The 16414-nt window shown below is 70.5% G+C and carries 16 protein-coding genes; 6 read left to right on the forward strand and 10 right to left on the reverse strand.

All coding sequences use genetic code 11. From position 1 onward, the window contains the following. The first annotated feature begins 44 nt into the window (after nt 1-44). Nucleotides 45-485 carry a cupin domain-containing protein gene (locus ACFKCF_RS19960; protein WP_394495534.1) on the forward strand — a complete coding sequence of 147 codons (441 nt, stop codon included), beginning with the start codon at nt 45-47 and terminating at the stop codon, nt 483-485. 99 nt (nt 486-584) lie between these two features. On the opposite strand, the gene ACFKCF_RS19965 is transcribed toward ACFKCF_RS19960, so the two are convergent. Beyond that, nucleotides 585-1199 (reverse strand): hypothetical protein, encoded by a 615-nt coding sequence (locus ACFKCF_RS19965; protein ID WP_394495536.1) that lies wholly within the window; start codon nt 1197-1199, stop codon nt 585-587. A 2-nt stretch (nt 1200-1201) separates the two neighbouring features. Further along, nucleotides 1202-1774 carry an RNA polymerase sigma factor gene (locus tag ACFKCF_RS19970; protein WP_394495538.1) on the reverse strand — a complete coding sequence of 191 codons (573 nt, stop codon included), beginning with the start codon at nt 1772-1774 and terminating at the stop codon, nt 1202-1204. Between the two features lie 179 nt (nt 1775-1953). Between ACFKCF_RS19970 and ACFKCF_RS19975 the strand changes: the two genes are divergently transcribed. Further along, nucleotides 1954-3018 carry a class I SAM-dependent methyltransferase gene (locus ACFKCF_RS19975; RefSeq protein WP_394495540.1) on the forward strand — a complete coding sequence of 355 codons (1065 nt, stop codon included), beginning with the start codon at nt 1954-1956 and terminating at the stop codon, nt 3016-3018. 15 nt (nt 3019-3033) lie between these two features. Here the strand turns inward: ACFKCF_RS19975 and ACFKCF_RS19980 are convergent, their stop codons facing one another. Then, nucleotides 3034-4917: a hypothetical protein gene (locus tag ACFKCF_RS19980; RefSeq protein ID WP_394495542.1), complete on the reverse strand. Its 1884-nt coding sequence runs from the start codon at nt 4915-4917 to the stop codon at nt 3034-3036. Beyond that, nucleotides 4914-5870: a TIGR02996 domain-containing protein gene (locus tag ACFKCF_RS19985; RefSeq protein ID WP_394495544.1), complete on the reverse strand. Its 957-nt coding sequence runs from the start codon at nt 5868-5870 to the stop codon at nt 4914-4916. Before ACFKCF_RS19985 ends, ACFKCF_RS19980 begins: the two co-directional genes overlap by 4 nt. 197 nt (nt 5871-6067) lie before the next feature. Here ACFKCF_RS19985 and ACFKCF_RS19990 point away from each other — a divergent pair, with 197 nt between their 5' ends. Both ACFKCF_RS19990 and ACFKCF_RS19995 read left to right on the forward strand, forming a co-directional pair. Next, nucleotides 6068-7360 (forward strand): DUF6745 domain-containing protein, encoded by a 1293-nt coding sequence (locus ACFKCF_RS19990; RefSeq protein ID WP_394495546.1) that lies wholly within the window; start codon nt 6068-6070, stop codon nt 7358-7360. Nucleotides 7361-7393: 33 nt separating this feature from the next. Next, entirely contained in the window at nt 7394-7798 is a 405-nt protein-coding gene (locus tag ACFKCF_RS19995; protein ID WP_394495547.1) for a hypothetical protein, read from the forward strand. 60 nt (nt 7799-7858) lie between these two features. Here the strand turns inward: ACFKCF_RS19995 and ACFKCF_RS20000 are convergent, their stop codons facing one another. Continuing rightward, complete coding sequence (locus ACFKCF_RS20000; protein ID WP_394495549.1) at nt 7859-7990, reverse strand: hypothetical protein; 132 nt, start codon at nt 7988-7990, stop codon at nt 7859-7861. A gap of 365 nt (nt 7991-8355) precedes the next feature. Between ACFKCF_RS20000 and ACFKCF_RS20005 the strand changes: the two genes are divergently transcribed. Both ACFKCF_RS20005 and ACFKCF_RS20010 read left to right on the forward strand, forming a co-directional pair. Continuing rightward, complete coding sequence (locus ACFKCF_RS20005) at nt 8356-9351, forward strand: RNA polymerase sigma factor (RefSeq protein ID WP_394495550.1); 996 nt, start codon at nt 8356-8358, stop codon at nt 9349-9351. 87 nt (nt 9352-9438) lie between these two features. Beyond that, entirely contained in the window at nt 9439-10341 is a 903-nt protein-coding gene (locus ACFKCF_RS20010; RefSeq protein WP_394495552.1) for an alpha/beta fold hydrolase, read from the forward strand. Between the two features lie 10 nt (nt 10342-10351). Here ACFKCF_RS20010 and ACFKCF_RS20015 read toward each other — a convergent pair whose 3' ends face one another. The 5 genes from ACFKCF_RS20015 to ACFKCF_RS20035 are packed head-to-tail and all read right to left on the reverse strand — an operon-like array spanning nt 10352 to nt 16374. After that, the gene (locus ACFKCF_RS20015) at nt 10352-12274 is read right to left on the reverse strand and encodes a glycoside hydrolase family 127 protein (protein WP_394495553.1); all 1923 of its coding nucleotides are present in this window, start codon (nt 12272-12274) and stop codon (nt 10352-10354) included. A gap of 32 nt (nt 12275-12306) precedes the next feature. Then, a complete protein-coding gene (locus tag ACFKCF_RS20020; RefSeq protein WP_394495555.1) occupies nt 12307-12915 on the reverse strand; it encodes a YesL family protein in 609 nt (202 codons plus the stop codon). Beyond that, complete coding sequence (locus ACFKCF_RS20025; RefSeq protein ID WP_394495556.1) at nt 12915-13817, reverse strand: carbohydrate ABC transporter permease; 903 nt, start codon at nt 13815-13817, stop codon at nt 12915-12917. The genes ACFKCF_RS20020 and ACFKCF_RS20025 overlap by 1 nt, the downstream gene beginning before the upstream one ends. Further along, entirely contained in the window at nt 13814-14776 is a 963-nt protein-coding gene (locus tag ACFKCF_RS20030) for an ABC transporter permease (protein WP_394495558.1), read from the reverse strand. The genes ACFKCF_RS20025 and ACFKCF_RS20030 overlap by 4 nt, the downstream gene beginning before the upstream one ends. Next, nucleotides 14776-16374, reverse strand: coding sequence for a hypothetical protein (locus ACFKCF_RS20035; protein WP_394495559.1), 1599 nt, complete (start codon nt 16372-16374; stop codon nt 14776-14778). Before ACFKCF_RS20035 ends, ACFKCF_RS20030 begins: the two co-directional genes overlap by 1 nt. Nucleotides 16375-16414 lie beyond the last annotated feature (40 nt).

The raw sequence follows: 16414 nt of genomic DNA on the forward strand, positions 1-16414 counted from the left end.
CACGGCCGGACCGAGCCGGCCACCGTCCCGTGAAAGGGAGCCTGATGAGCACCGACCACGCGCACGCCCACCACCTCGACAATCCCGACAAGAGCGGGCCGCCGCCGAAGATCGACATGGTCGCCACCGTGCCGGGAGCGCCGCCCGCGCCGGAGGGGGCCGAGGCGATGACGATCCTGGTCACGTTGCCGCCGAACAGCCCGGGCGCGCCGCCGCACCGGCACTCCGGGCCCGCGTACGGGTACGTGGTCAAGGGCGCCGTCAACTTCGAGCTCGAAGGCGAGCCCGTACGGGTCGTCCGGGCCGGCGAGGCGTTCTGGGAGCCCGGCGGGGACGTGATCCACTACCAGGACGGCAACCACCTCGCCGACGAGGAGTCGGCGTTCGTGGTGACGATGTTCTGCGCGCCGGGGCAGCCGATGCTGGTGCCGGTCAGCGCGGAGGAGCTGGAAGCCCGGCGGGACCGTCGCGCGCCGCGGCCATGACCAAGGCCACACCCCACGTGCCGCACGGGCGGGTGCGGGACGCTGAGGGAGAAGAAGGCGGGAGCCGGCGCCCGGTTCCCGCCTCTTCGAACAAGGACCTCAGCCGGTGTGGGGAACGGGTGTGCACGGCTTCACGGGTGAGCCCGCCTGGGCCAGCCAGGAACCCATTCGCCAGAGCATCTGCGCGCTGCGCTCGTCGCTGAACTCCAGCACGAGCGTCTCGCCCGGCTTGATGTACTCAGGGAAGATCTGGAATTTGCCCGAGCTCCCCCGCACGGCCTTGAACGAGCGTAGCCTGCCCGCGCGCTCACGCAGCTCGTCCGCGCTGTCGACGGGCGGCCCGCCATAGGACTCGTCCGCGCCGGCGAATCTGGGGACCTCGCATCGCATGCCGGGAGCCAGGAACGTCACGTCGGCCTTGACGCCGGCCTCCGCCAGCTCGGCCTCCAGCCCGTCGGGGTCGCGCAACTCCTTGAGGGTCACCGTGAGCGTGCCGTCCGGGTCCTCGGTCACCGCGTACGCCGCGGTCCCGGTGCCGATCACCTGCGGCGTGAGGGCGACCGCCGCCGTGGCTGCGACCGCGACCAGCACCCGGGGCACGGTGACGACGCGCCGCCGGGTGCGCATCCCGTCGATCAACCGTCGTCGTGCTCCCGCGAGATCGTCCGGGGTGGCCGGTGGGACGGTCTCCCACATGGCCTTCAGTGCGTCCAATGTCATTCTCCTTGGTCTTCTTGGTCGAGGGCGCGACGGATCCGCAGGCGGGCCCGGTTGAGGCGTGACGCGACGGTGCCCGGCGGGATGGCGAGCGCGTCGGCGACCTCCTGGTAGCTCAGTTCGGCCCAGGCGACGAGCAGCAGCACGTCGCGGTCGGCCCGGCTGAGCTCCAGCAGTGCCCGTGCCAGCGGCCGGTTGACGGCCAGGGTGTTGATGCCGTCCTCGACCTGGCGGCCCACGATCTCGGCCGGGTGCACGCCGCTGCGGATGTACGCGCGGTAGAGGTTCGTCTCGGTGCGCCGCCGCTTGCCGATCACGTTGGTGGCGATGCCGTACAGCCATGGGCGGGCGTCGGGGCGGCCCCGGTCATAATCGCCCCGGCGCTGGAAGGCGGCCAGGAAGGTGTCGGCCACGACGTCCTCCGCCTCGTTGGGTCCCAGGCGTCTGGTCACGTAGCGGTGCAGGAGCGGCGCGTGCCGGTCGAAGAGGACGGCGAAGGTCTCCGGCTCGTTCAGGGACCTCTCGATGAGGGTCGCGTCATCGAGCTCGACGCCTTCGCGGTGAATTGTCATGCATGTCGGCCTTTCTGGCGTATGCGGTCACCTGTACTTACCGCCCCAGACCGAAAAGCTTCACGGCACACGCATCTCACTCCACGGAGGAGCTTTTGGCACTCTGCGGGCGCGCGCTTGGGCGTGCCGTCACTGTTTATATAACGCTAATTGTCATCGTTTATATAGATTTGCGAACTATGGAGAAGGCGCTCGACCAGGATCGGGTGAAGGAGTTCCTGGAACGCGTGATGATCGACAGCGGTGCCGCCCTCGCGGGCCTGTGCACGTCGATCGGCACCCGGCTCGGCCTCTACGGGGCGATGGCCGGGGCCGGGCCGCTGACCTCCGAGGAGCTCGCCGCCCGTACCGGCCTCAACGAGCGGTACGTACGGGAGTGGCTGGCCTCCCAGGTCGCCGGCCAGTACGTGGGCTACGAGCCCGGCGCCGACACCTACGTGCTCCCCGACGAGCACGCCGCCGTGCTCGCGGACCAGACCTCTCCCGCGTACTCGGCCGGGGCGTTCACCATGCTCCAGTCGCTCTACCCCACCGAGGACACGCTGGTGGACGCCTACCGGACGGGCGACGGTGTGGGCTGGGAGGAGCACGAGCCCACCCTGTACGAGGGCGTGGCCACGTTCTTCCTCCCCGGCTACGCGGCGTCCCTGGTTCAGGAGTGGTTGCCGGCCATGGACGGCGTCGTGGAGGGGTTGGAGCGGGGCATGTCCGTCGCCGACGTCGGGTGCGGCTTCGGCCACAGCACGCTGCTCATGGCGCGCGCGTTCCCGAACTCCCGCTTCCACGGCTTCGACTTCCACGGCCCATCCCTCGAGAGGGCGCGGCGGGCGGCGGAGCAGCAGGGGCTGGCCGGTCGGGTGACCTTCGAGGTCGCGGGCGCGGGCGACTTCCCCGGCGGCGACTACGGCCTGATCACCTTCTTCGACTGCCTGCACGACCTGGGTGACCCCGGCGCCGCGTTCCGGCGGGCCGCGCGGACGCTGGCCGCCGACGGCGCCTGCCTGGTCGTCGAGCCGAACGCCGCCGCGGCGCCCCAGGACAACATCAATCCGCTCGGCCGGTCGTTCACCGCGACGTCCGCGACGTTGTGCCTGCCCGGGGCGCTGGCCCAGAAGGGGCCGTACGCGCTGGGCAACCACGCCGGCGAGGACGCCCTGCGGCGCATCGCGTACGAGGCGGGCCTGCGCACCTGGAAACTGGCCGCGGAGGGCCCCGCCAACCGCGTGTACGACGCCCGCCGCTGATTCCCCCCGACCGCGTCAGTCGTCCTCGTCGTCCCAGTCGTCCTCCTCGTCGTCCCACAGGTCGCTGGGCGGCAGCGGGTGCTCGTCGTCGATGAGCGAGTCGTCCACGTAGCGCCGCCAGGCGCGGCTCTCCTCGGGGTCGGCCCAGTCCTCCTCGGTGATCCTCGGGATGGGTATGGTGGCCCGCTGGTGGTCGGCCATCCACGAGTTGCGGAAGAAGTCGAACTTGAGGTGGTAGCAGCCGGCGGACTCGGCGTAGATGATGGGCGGGACGAGGAACTGCGCCACGCCGACCTTGGCCGCGACGACCACGTAGTCCTCGGGGATGGACTCGTCGTTCCAGCAGGCGGCGAAGTTCACCGGCTGGAGCGCGCCCTTGCCGAGCACGTGGATGAGGTTGTCCTGGATGACGAACCGGTCCGGGTCGAGGGCGACGTCCTCGCCGAGCATGAGGATCGGCGCGGGCAGGATGTGCGCCTTGGCGAAGGACTGCGCGTCGGCGTAGAGATCGATGATCTCGCCGTGTCGTGTGGGGTCGTAGCGTCCGGAGTAGTGGAACGGGCAGCAGATCCGGTTGTCGGGCCGCTCCGGCTCGGGGAAGAACGCGGACTTGTCCACCCGCGTCATGACGGACCCGCCGCGCCTGTCCGCCAGGAACTCCGGGATCCAGCCGGCGTCGTCGGACTCGATCACCTCGGTCTCGCACAGCGCCCGGAACGCGGTGTCGCCGACCTTGCAGTTGAAGTAGTCGAGAAGGGTGAGCGCGGCGCACTCCGCCAGCGACAGCTCCTCGGACTTGGGGAACCAGAAGTCGTAGCCGTTGGCCACGAAGTGCACCCCGCGGAACTCCTTGTGCACGAAGGTCTCGCGGGCCGGGCCCTCCCCCAGGCCGTTCCAGTGGGCGGCCGCCACCTGGTTGTAGTACGCGTCGGCGTGCCGGGCCAGCTCCGGCGCGAACACGCTCTCGCCGGTGAGGTAGCACGCCTTGCTGAACAGCTCGCCGATCTCCGGCGCCTCGGTGACCTCGTCGGCGGCGTAGATGAGCTCGGTGCGCAGGAACACCTTGCGGCCGTCGTGGTAGGGGGCGCCCTCGTGCTCGTACCGCTGATCGAAGATCACGCAGGTGAAGTCGCCGATCTCGCTGAGCGCGGCGCCTCCGACCAGGTCCAGGGCCGGCGACCCCGTGCCGCCGGTCAGGTACAGCAGCACCGTGTACCGGGAGATGTGCCGCCGCGCCGCGTCGAAGTACGGCGTGTCCCGATGCCGGTGGAAGTTCGCGTCGCCGGGCTCGAACCGGTTGCACCTGAACACCGGGTTCACGTGCGAGAACCCCTCCGCCGTCGCCGGCGGCAACGCGTCGGCCACGGCCGCGGTCAACGCCTCGGCCAGCAGCGCCGAGTGGAAGATGAACCGTTCACCGCCCCGGGACCCGGCGTTCAGCGGCGGGACGTACAGCTTCAGCTCGTCCAGCCGCTCCAGGCGGGCCCGGGCCTCGGCCGGCAACCGCAGCGAGAAGGAGAACACCCCCTCCGCGTGCTCCGCCCGCCCGGCGAGCTCGGCTTCCAACGGCACGTCCTCGAACAGGCGGTCCAGCGGGACGATGTTCTCGAACGTGCGGAAGGACAACTCGTGCGGATCCACGAACACCGCCGCCAGGTACGGCGCGTCCGCGCTCGGCCGGGCGAACAGATCGCGCACCCGCTCGTCGATCCGCTCGGCGTCGATGAACCGCACCGCCTTGAACCGCGCCGACGGATGCCAGGAGATGCCCAGTCCGTCCACCGTCGCGGCCGGCTCGGCGTCGGTCGCGTCCACCTCCGCCCGATACCGGGCGGCCTCCTCGGCGGAGGCGTCCCCTGCCGACAGGACGAAGAACCGATCCCGAAGTTCGATGCTCACACGCACCTCCACAGGCTGCGCAGCGCGGACGGAAGGTTTTCGGCGTGCGCCAGTTTCCGCACGCCGTCCCGGCCCACATCGGAGCCGTAGAGCCACAGCCGGGCGAGGGACCCGGCGAACGGGGCCGCGATCAGGGCCTCCGCGCCCGCCTCGCCGAGGTGGTTGTACCGCAGGTCCAGCTCGGTCAGCTCCGGGAACCGATGCAGGGAGCGCACGCCCTCGGCGCTCACCCTGTTGCGCTGCAGGTGCAGGCGGCGCAGCCCGCCCAGGTACGGGGACGCCGCGAGGACCGCCAGGCCGGCGTCGCCGATCCGGCAGTACCGCAGCTCCAGCGTCCGCAGCCGGTCCGTGCGGAGCGAGGCGGCGAGGAGTTCGGCGCCGTCGGGGCCGAGGTCCAGATAGGAGAGGTCGAGCCCGGTGAGTCGCCCGAGATCCAGCCCGTCGAGTGCCCGCATGGCCAGGCGCCCGGGGCGAACCGCGCCTCCCGAGCCACCCTCCCAGCCGTCCTCGTCGTCCTCGTCCTCTTCCTCGTCGTCCTCTTCGTCGTCCCAGTCCTCGTCGTCGTCCCAGTCGTCGTCCTCGTCGGTCGCCGCGCCCCCCGTGATCCTCAGCGTGGTCACGAACCGGCCGCGCAGCACCTGCTCCACGACCTCGCGGACGTCGTCCGACCACGGGACGGCCACCTCCGTGGCGAAGCCGTACCGGCGTGCCAGCACCTGCGCCGTCGCGGGCAACCCGTCGTCCCAGCCGTCCTCGTGCTCTGCGAGGAGACCGGCGATCTCGCGCTCCACGGCCGGGCGGTCGGCGGGACGGGTGCGCGCCAGGCGTTGCTCCAGGCGGATCAGCGTGCCTCTGGCGTCGCCCTGCTCCAGCAGCCAGTCACTGTAGGCACCCCACGAGGCGAGGTCATCGGGATGAGCCCGTAACGCGTCTTCGACGGCGGTCACTTGCATTCGTACGAATGTACGGAGATCGACAGATGTGTCAAGGCGCCGCACATCATCTGTAAACGGACCCCGAGCGACGGCGGGGGCAGGTATCGTGCTGCGCCGAGTACATGATCGCCGACGGGACAGCCCCGCGCGGCACGGTGTCTTCGCGGCGCCCTCGGGCGGAGCCAGGGGGCCCGCCCCAGCTGGAGGTCTCCACCGTGAATTCACCGGATCCCGAGCCGGGCCGGGACGACGACGACGCCGCCGAGAGGCGGGCGTGGGAGTCCGCCGCCCGTGCCTGCTACCGGGAGATCGGGGTCCCGTTCCCGGAACGGGTCGTGTGGGTGGCCTCGCCGCTCGTCGGCGCGTTCGCCGCGCCGATCGCCGCCTGTCTGAGCACCGGCCACCGCAACAGCCGCGTCCTGGAGTCCGTCTACCGCGCGGTGGACGACACCGCCGGCGAGCCCGTCGGCCACGCCGTACGCGCCGCGGTCCGGGCCGCGGCCGACGGGGCGGCGAGCGATCCGGTGCACGGCGCGGCGGCCACCGCCCTGCACGCCGAGATCGCCGCGGCGATGGGCTCCGCGCTGGCCTCGGCGGCGCGGGACCTGCCCGCCCGCGCGGAGAGCCGGACCGTGCCCGCCGGTGTGTTGAACCTGGTCGCGAGCGCGTCGGACGCGGCGGTGCGGGCGGCGGTGGACGCGGCGGTGGGCGGCCCGCGCCAGGACACGATCCGCGGCGAGGTACGCCGGCTGTGGCGGGCCCACCTGGCATTCCAGCGACCCGCCCCCTGGCTCACCCTGGTCGACCGCTTCAGCCAGGACGCGTTCGCGCCGGACGACTCCAGGCAGGACACGGTCGCGCCGGACAGCTTCAGGCAGGACGCGGTCCCACCGCCCGAAGGGGACCGGCCGTGGTGGAGCGTCGCGGAGCAGGACGCGGTGCGATCCGCTCCCGCCGGCTGGTGGTGGTGGCCCTTCCTCGACTTCGTCATGCTCTGCCCGCGCCCGGCCGAGCTGCACCTCGAGCAGGTCGGCGAGGGCGCCGGGGCCGCGCACCGGCCGCACCGCGCCGACGGCCCCGCGGCCGGCTGGGCCGACGGGTTCGGGGTCTACTTCTGGCACGGCACCCAGGTCACCAGGGCCGTCATCGACGACACCCTGACCACCGACGAGATCCTCCGCGAGCCCAACGCCGAGGTCCGCCGCTGCGCCATCGAACGCCGCGGCTGGGACCGCTTCATCGACGAGGCCGGCCTCGCCCAGATCGGACCCACCGTACCCGACCCGGGCAACCCCGGTCAGACCCTCAGCCTGCACGACGTCCCCGAGGACATCTACACCACGCACGTACGGGTCCTGCTGTGCACCAACGGCACCGTCGAACGGGACGGCACCCGCCGCCGCTTCGGCCTCACCGTCCCCGCCAACTGCACCGACCCCATCCAGGCCGCCGCCTGGACCTACGGCCTCACCCCGGCGCAGTACGCCACGGCGCAACGACGATCCTGACCCACGCCCACCGGCAAAGGAGCCCGAGAGAAGATGCCCACCATCGAGCAGGCCATCGCCACCTTCGGCGTCGACGTCGACGAGCACCTCGACCGGCAGGCCGAGATCCCCATCCTGTCCGGCCTGCAGTTCCAGGGCGATGTCGCCGTCGTACCGGCCGACCGGGAGCCGGCCCGCAGCCCCGTCCCCGAGACCGGCGTCCCGATCGTGCGCGGCCAGGGCGGCGCCAACACCCACCTGCTGCTCGCGACCGGCAGGGCGTTCTTCACCCCGGAGCGCTTCGGCGGCGGGATGGTGCTCGGCGTGCTGACCGTCGCGGAGGACGCGACCGCCTACCTCGCGCACCCCGAACACGCCTTCACCGGCATCGCGCCGGGCACCTACGAGCTGCGCCGCCAGCGCGAGCAGGCCGACCAGACCCGGCTCGTCGCCGACTGAGGGCCACCCCCCGTCGCCCGGAGAAGGGCGGATACCGGGAATCCGCCCTTCTGTCTTCCCTCAGGGCACCAGAGCGGCCATCAGCCCGTACTCGATGGCCGTCGCGGCGTTGGCGGGCCCGGCGACCGTGCCGGCGAACAGCGCCGGCGCCGAGGCGGCCAGGACGAGCAGGAGGGAGATTCGTCGGACCATGAGGACCTCCAGTCAGGTTTCTGCCGCGCATTCGAGGACCGGACCGGCGCGGAGCTCATGAGCCCGAGGCCGCCTGCTTCTGCCCTCCATCAACCTCGACCGGCTGCGGGAAGTGGCGATGCGCCCGTTCGGGCCGCCTCAGTCGCCCGGGCGGGTGGATGCCCTCCGCCCCTGGCTCGCCGAGGTCACCGGCGGCCTCATCGGCAACGGCCTGCTCACATCGAGTTCGATGCCGTCGCGCCTTGATACGTCATCTGACGTACGGGAGATGGCTTTGCCGGTTCTATGGTGGTTGGTGCGTCACCTGGGGCGGCCCACGGGTGGCCGACGTTCCGGGGAGGGCCGCCAACGGGGACGGAAGCGTGATGACGCTGGGCATGGCGGGACGGCCGGAAGAAGGCGCTGCCGACGATGTGGCGCTGACGCGGGCCGCCCAGGACGGTGACGTCGCCGCCCTGGGGCTGCTGCTGGAACGGCATCGGGCGGGCATGCGGGCCGTGGCGCTGAGCATCCTGGGTCCCGGTCCTGACGTGGACGACGTCATGCAGGAGGCGGCGCTCGTCGCCCTGCGCCGCATCGGCGACGTGCGGGACCCGCGGGCGGTCGGCCCGTGGCTGCGGATGATCGTACGCAACGGGTGCCGCGCTCTCCTGCGCGCGTCGAGCCAGGTCGAGCCGGTCGCCGAGCTTGCACCGCGGGACGCCGGCGCCGACCTCGGCGAGCTGCTGGAACGGCACGCGCTGCGGGACTGGGTGTGGGAGGCCATCGAGGAGCTCTCGCCCACGCTGCGGTTGCCGCTGGTGCTGCGCCATTTCACCGAGGGAGTGACCGGGTACGAGCGCATCGCCCAGGTTTGCGGCGTGCCGGTGGGGACCGTACGCAGCCGGCTGAACCAGGCGCGGGCCAAACTCGCCGCGGCCCTGGACGCGACGGCGGCCGGAGCGCACAGTGACGCCCGGCTCCGGACCGCGGCGAGCTGGGACGAGGCCCGCGACACGTTGTCGGCCGCCGAGGCCGGAGAGTTCGGCAGGCTTCTCAAGGAGAGCTGGTCCCCCGAGGTCGCCTTGATGAGCGGCGACACGTGGATGGGTGACGCCGCACTGCTCGAACGGGGCATGGACGGCGATCTCTCCGCCGGGGTGCGGCAGCGGCCGGTCAACGTGGCCGCGGGGCGGTCGCTGACCGTCTGGGAGATGGACATCCTCAATCCGGCGGACGACCCCGGCCACTGCCCGCCGTCGGTCGCGTGGATCATGAGTCTCAGCGACGGCAGGGTGGCGCGGCTGCGCCTGTTCCACCCGGTCCCGTTGAGGACCGCCGTGCTGCCGCCGGAGCTTCGGGAGGTCTGGCCCTCGGTGTGACGCAGGTCATACCTCCGGGATCGAACTTCGGCTCCGCCTCCGCATCTTGTCGGTGTCATCCACACACCTTCAAGATCGGGAGTTCTGATGGTCTCATCTGCTACCGGGCAGCCGGCCGCGGGCGTACACACCTTCGAGGCGGAGGGCGTCGTCGTGCGCTACCACGTCCACGGCTCCGGGCCGGTCTGCGTGGCGCACCCGGGCGGCCCCGGAATCGACTGGGAATATCTGCGCGCGCCCGAGCTGGAGAAGCACCTGACCATGGTCTACCTGGAGCCGGCCGGGACCGGCGGCTCCGACCGGCTCGCGACCCATCCGCACGGCTACACCCGGCGGCTCTACAGCCGGCACCTGGCCGCGCTCATCGATCGCCTCGCCGTGGGTCCGGTCCATGTGCTGGGCCACTCGCACGGCGGTTTCGTCGCCCAGTACCACGCGCTGCACCACCCCGACCAGGTCGCCGGCCTCATCCTGTACGAAAGCGCCCCGCTCACCGGGCCCGAGCACATGGCCGAGGCGCAGCGGCTGGTGGGAGAGTTCGCCGCCCGCCACGCCGATCAGCCGGACCTTCCGGCGGTCCTCCAGGCGTTCGCGGGGATACCGGCGATCGCCGACGACGAGAGCATGGAGCGCACCGTCAGGGGCATCCTGCCGGCTTATGTCGCCGACTACTGGGCCGACGCTCCGCGCTGGGCGCGGCTGCAAGCGGCACTGCGGGCGAACCACATCTCGGGGCTGGACGAGCACGGCTCCCCCGACCTCATCGACGACCGCGCGGCACTCGCAGCGCTGAGCGCACCGACCCTGATCGTGGTCGGGCGCCATGACGTCATCTGCGGGGTTCGCTGGGCCGAAGAGCTGCACCGGCTGATTCCGGCCTCACGCCTGCTGATCCTGGAACGCAGCGGGCACCTGGGCCACCTGGAGGAGCCGGAGCGGTTCGCGGCCGAGGTCACCGCCTTCGCGAGCGCGCAGCCCGGCCTTCGGTAACTCGTCTCCTTCACTCCCGGCCGTCGCGGATCCAGACGGTCATGTCGGAGAGGCCGCGGTTGGCCCAGAAGAAGTACGGCACCGCCGTCAGCGTGACGTTCCGCCGGGCGGGAGGACGGTCGCCGTACAGCGAGCCGTCGGTGCCGTCATCCGCGGTGGCCTCGGCGTTCAGGGTGACGACGCCGGTCCGCTCGTCCGGGACCGCGTGGATGGGGGCGTCGCGGGCGAGGGTGAGGCTGTGCACGGCGCAGTCATGGTCGACGCCCTCCAGGCAGAACACGATCGGACCGCGTTCGAGGGCGACCTTGCCGGCCGCGGCGGCGACGGCGGGATGCGCCCAGGTCCGGCGCACCTCCATGCCGAGATCGATCTCGACCACGTCGCCGGCCCGCCAGCGGCGCGACAGGGTGCAGTAGCCGTCGCGGAGATCGGGCCGGTGAACGGGTTCGCCGTTGACGGTGACGGTGGGCTGCCGGCTCCAGCCGGGAATGCGCACGGCCAGCGCGAACTCCGCCTCGTCGTCGGCGTGGGTGACGGTGACGGCCAGGCGGCCTTCCTGGGGGTATGCGGTGTCCTGGCGGAGGGTGACCTCGCCGCCGGCGAAGACGAAGCGGGCGGTGCCGGCCACGTACAGGTTGACGACGGCTTCGCCGGGTCCCTGGGCGTAGACGTAGCGGCCGAGCTCGCTGAGCAGCCGGGCGAGGTTGGGCGGGCAGCAGGCGCAGTCGAACCAGTCCTGCCGGGTGACGGTGCCGTGGCTGGCGAGGGGGTTTCCGTAGAAGTAGCGGGTGCCGTCGGCGGAGGCGCCGCTGAGGACGCCGTTGTACAGGGCGCGTTCGAGGGCGTCGACGTAGTGGCCGTGGCCGGTGAGGTTGCTCATCCGCCGCGCCCACTGGACGAGGCCGATCGCGGCGCAGGTCTCGGCGTAGCCGTGGGCGTCGGGCAGGTCGTACGCGGGCCCGAAGCCTTCGATACCGGGATCGGAGCCCATCCCGCCGGTGACGTACAGCTTCTTGTCCGTGACGTCGGCCCACAGCCGCCGCACGGCCTGGAGCAGCCGGTCGTCGCCGTACTCGCCGGCCAGGTCGGTCATCGCGCTGTACATGTACATGGCGCGGACCGAGTGGCCGACGGCCTCGGCCTGGTCGGCCGCGGGCAGGTGGCTCTGGTTGTACTCGCGGAACCGCCGCAGGTCCGAGGGCCGCCGGGGGAGCCTGGTGCCGAAGTAGCCGGGGGTGCCGCGGCGCTCCAGCTCGGTCTCGAAGAAGAAGGGCTGCTCCCCGCGCCAGTCGATGAAGCGCCGGCCGAGGTCGAGGTAGCGGCGCTCGCCGGTCGCGCGGTAGAGCTTGACCAGCGCGAGCTCGATCTCCTGGTGCCCGCAGTAGCCGCCGGCGCGGGGGCCGCCGGGGCTGAAGACGGTGTCGATCAGGTCGGCGTAGCGGCGCACGATGTCGAGCAGCCGGGTCTTGCCGGTCGCCTCGAAGTGGGCGACGCCGGCTTCGATGAGATGGCCGGCGCAGTACAGCTCGTGGGCGTCGCGGAGGTCGGTGAACCGCTCGCCCGGCTTGACGACGGTGAAGTACACGTTGAGGTAGCCGTCAGCCTGCTGCGCGCCGGCCAGCAGCTCGATCGCCTCGTCGACGGCCCGGTCGAGCTTGGGGTCGTCGGTGGTGGCCAGGCAGTAGCTGGCCGCCTCGATCCACTTGGCGACGTCGCTCTCCCAGAAGATGTGCGGCTCGTCCGGGTCCCCCGGCCGCCAGGACAGGCTCAGCGCGTCGAACTGCCGGCCGGGCCGGCGCAGCTGGCCCTCCTGGTGCCGCAGCGTACGGGTACGGATCAGCTCGCGGCGCGGCGCCCAGAACTCGTCGTCGATGGTGACCGCGGTCAGGGGCAGCGGTTCGCGGCGCAAGGCGGCGGCAGAGGTCATGGTCATGGTGTTCCCAACGAGGTTTCGTGAAGTGATCGTCACGGGCCCGGGGCCCTGGGCAGGACCCCGGTGCCCCAGACGTAGGCGAAGGAGGCGAAGGCCGGTACGGCGACGCCGAAGACCGGAACCAGCCCCGGGACGAGGTAGTACGCGCAGAGGACCACGCCGACCACGAGCAGCGTGACGAGCGCCTGGACCGGGCGGGCGAGGACGAGGATCGCGCTGCGGCGGACGAGCGCGCCCGGCCCTTCGTCGAAGTGGGCGGCGAGGATCCAGACGTTCACCGTCATGCCCGACACGAACAGCGTGACCAGCCAGAGCAGCGCGCCGAGCAGCGGCTCGACGACGCCGAGGTCTGCGCTCTCCAGCAGCCGCCGGTCCAGCAGGAGCACCGCCCAGGCCGCCGCGAAGACGTAGCCCACCACGTTGGCGGTGCGGAACTCCTGCCGCCAGAGCCGGCGGAACTCGCGGGGCGCCTCGGACCGCAGGAGTTCGCCGCGGATGACGCCGTACACCGCGGCGGTCGCGGGGAAGACGCCGAGCACGATGCCGCCGGCCAGGCTCCACCCGACCCACAGCAGGTGCAGCTTGAGCAGCAGCAGGCCCACCTCGCCCGCCCTCGTGTGCCAGGTGAGGACGCGTCGCATCAGCCTTTCACCGACCCGATGAGGACGCCCTTCTCGAAGTAGCGCTGGAGGAACGGGTAGAGCACCAGGACCGGGAGGCTGGAGACGACGATCACGCCGTACTTGATCTGGTCGGCGTACTGCTGGTCGTAGGAGGTGCCGCTGCCGCCGGAGGCTCCGACGCCGCCGGCGAACGCCTGGTTGGACAGGAGGATGTCGCGCAGCACGATCTGCAGCGGTTGCAGCGCGTTGTCCCGGACGAACACCATGCCGGTGAAGAAGTCGTTCCAGTGCTGGACCAGGTAGTACAGGCCGATGACCGAGACGATCGCCTTGGACAGCGGCAGCGCGACCCTGGCGAAATACTGCAGGTAGGACACGCCGTCGATCATCGCCGCCTCGAACAGCTCCTTCGGCAGCGAGTGCTCGAAGAACGCGCGGGCGATGATGAGGTTGTAGACGTTCACCGCCGACGGCAGGACGAACACGAGCCAGTTGTCCAGCAGGCCGAGATCGCGATAGAGCAGGTACGTCGGGATCAGGCCGCCGTTGAAGAACATCGTGAACACGAAGAACAGCATGAGAACCCGCCGCGGGCGGAATTCCGGCCGTGACAGCGCGTACGCCGCGGGGATGGTCACGACGAGGTTCAGCGCGGTCCCGACCGCGCTGTAGAGCAGCGTGTTGCGGTAGCCCGTCCAGATCCGTTCGTCGTTGAAGATCTCCCGGTACCCGAAGAGGTTCATACCCTTCGGCCACAGCCACACCTCGCCGGTGGAGATCAGCGACGGGTTGCTCACGGACGCGATCACCACGAAGTAGACCGGGTAGACGACCGCGAACAGCACCGCCACGCAGACCGCGCCGAGCGCCAGCATGAAGAGGACGTCGCCCGGTGTCTTCTTCAGGGGGGTCGCGCTCACCACAGGCTCCAGTTCGATACACGGCGGGCGATCGCGTTGGCGGCGATCAGGAACGCGAAGTTGATGACCGTGTTGAAGAGGCCGATCGCGGTGGCGTAGCTGAACTGCGTGCTGAAGATGCCGATCTTGTAGACGTACGTCGCGATGACCTCGGACACCGGCAGGTTCAGGTTGTTCTGCATCAACCAGACCTTCTCGAAGCCGGTGTTCAGCACGCCGCCCATGGTGAGGATGAGCAGGATCACCATGGTCGGCACGATGCTCGGGACGTCGACGTGCCGGATGAGCTGCAGCCGGCTCGCGCCGTCCACCTTGGCGGCCTCGTACAGCTGAGGGTCGACCCGCGAGAGCGCGGCGAGGTAGATGATGCTGTTCCACCCGCAGTGCTGCCACACGTCGGAGATCACGTACACCGGCACGAACGCCGCCGTGTCGCCGAGGAAGTTCACCCCGTCCAGGCCGAAGGGGGCCAGGACCCGGGTGAGCAGTCCGGTGGACGGGTTGAGGAAGGCCTGCAGCATGCCGACGATGACCACGATCGAGATGAAGTGCGGCAGGTACGTCGCCGTCTGCATGACCCTCTTGCGCCGGCCGCCGGCGATCTGGTTGATCATCAGTGCCAGCAGGATCGGCGCGACGAACCCCACCACGAGCGTGGTGAAGGCGATGACGAACGTGTTCTTCAGCAGCGGCCAGAACAGCGGGCTGTCGAAGAACTGCCGGAAGTACTTCAGCCCGACCCATTCGCCACCGGTGAGACCGGCGGTGAAGTCGAACTCCCGGAAGGCCAGCTGGATCCCGTACATCGGGACGTACATGAACACGGCGACGAACCCGACGGCCGGCAGGACCATGAGCCACAGTTGCCAGTACCGCCTGACGTGCCGGCCGGCACCGAGCCCGGAGCGGTCCCGGGTGCCGGCCACCGGCTTGCGAGCCGCGACGAGAGATTCCGCCATCAGCGCGTCTTCACGTACTCGTCGTAGTAGCGCTGGTAGATGTCGATGTTCTTCTGCAGGCCGGCGTTCTGGACCTGCTGGACGTACTGGGCCCACTGGTCCTCGACGCCGCCCTTGGTGATCCACTCGGCGAACTTCGTCATCGCGCTGTTGAGCATCGTGGTGTTGTTGAGCCCGAGCTGGTTGGTGTCGTCAGGCTTCATCTGGATGAACTGGAACGGGTAGACGTCCTTGTCGACGTCCATGTTCGCCAGCGCCTTCTGCAGCGGCTTGGTCTGCTCGACGGCCTCGTCCAGGTCGGCCGGCAGCTTCACCTCGATGTCGTCCCGGATCCAGACCGGGCCCGCGTCCGCGATGGTGACCGTCCACTTCCAGGTCGACGGGTCGACCTTGGCGTCGGCCGGTGGGAGGACCTCGTACTCCTTGTCGCTGACCTTCTTGACGTACCGGCCGAGGTCGCCCCACAGCACCTGCAGCGACATCTCCTGGTCGTAGAAGGCGTTGACGACCTTGAGCGCCGCCTGCTTGTTGCTCGTCCTGGCGGACATGAGGATCTGGTTCGACGGGAAGTTCTCGCCGTTGGAGTCGTAGGTCCAGGTCACCGGAGTGCTCTGGCCGGCTTCGGCGAGCAGTGGCGCCATCGCGACGTACTGGTCGGCCAGCTCGGCGCCGAACCGGTCGCTGGCCGTCCAGCCCCAGCTGAAGCCGACCTTGGCCACCTTGCCGGAGCCGCGGCCGACCGCCTGGTAGGCCGAGTAGTCCTGCGTCATGACGTTCTTGCTGACCAGGCCCGCGGCGTAGCAGCGGTGGAGGAACTCGATCACCCGCTTGTAGCGCTCGTCGACGAGGAAATTGCCGACCTTGCCGTCCTCGAGGAAGTAGCCCTGGCCACCGCCGCCCGCGATCGGCAGGCCGACGCTGCCGAGCAGCACGCTGGGCTGGAAGTAGCCGAAGCCGCCCGTGCCGACCGGCGACCAGTCCATCGGGATCTCGTCGTTCTTGTCGCCGTTGCCGTTCGCGTCCTCCTCCTTGAACGCGACGAGCACGGTGTACAGCTCGTCCCAGGTGGTCGGGACCTTCAGGCCGAGCCGGTCGAGCCACTGCTTGTTGATGTACTGGTGGGTGACGGTCGTCGGCCAGAACCGCTTGTAGCCCGGGACCGCGTAGACCTCGCCGGTGGTCAGCGTGGCCATCGACTTCAGCTGCGGCTTGGCCGCGAAGAGCGCCTTGACGTTCGGCAGCGCGTCCAGGTCGTCGGCCAGGTTCTCGAAGAGCGTCCGGTACGTGCCCAGGTCGGCGTTGGTGATCGCGTTCGTGCCGACGATCAGGTCCGGCACGTCGCCGGCCGCCAGCATGGTGGACTTCTTCTGGTCCCAGTCGGCCGAGATCTCCTGCCACTGGATCTTGACGCCCGCGATCTTCTCCAGCTGTTTGGGCCACTCCATCGTGCTCATCGGCTTGGTCAGCGGATGCTTGTTGACCAAGATCCGCAGTGTGTTCGGATCGCCGGCGGAGTTCTTGCCGGAGCAACCCGCGAGTGCGGTGAGGCCGGCCGCGACGACGAAGGCCCGGCGGGACAGAGCCGGTGAAGTGGTCATGCGGTCCTCCTGAGGGGGACGGAGGGGTGTGACCGAGATC

The sequence above is a fragment of the Nonomuraea sp. JJY05 genome (assembly GCF_043496855.1).
Lineage (GTDB): Bacteria > Actinomycetota > Actinomycetes > Streptosporangiales > Streptosporangiaceae > Nonomuraea.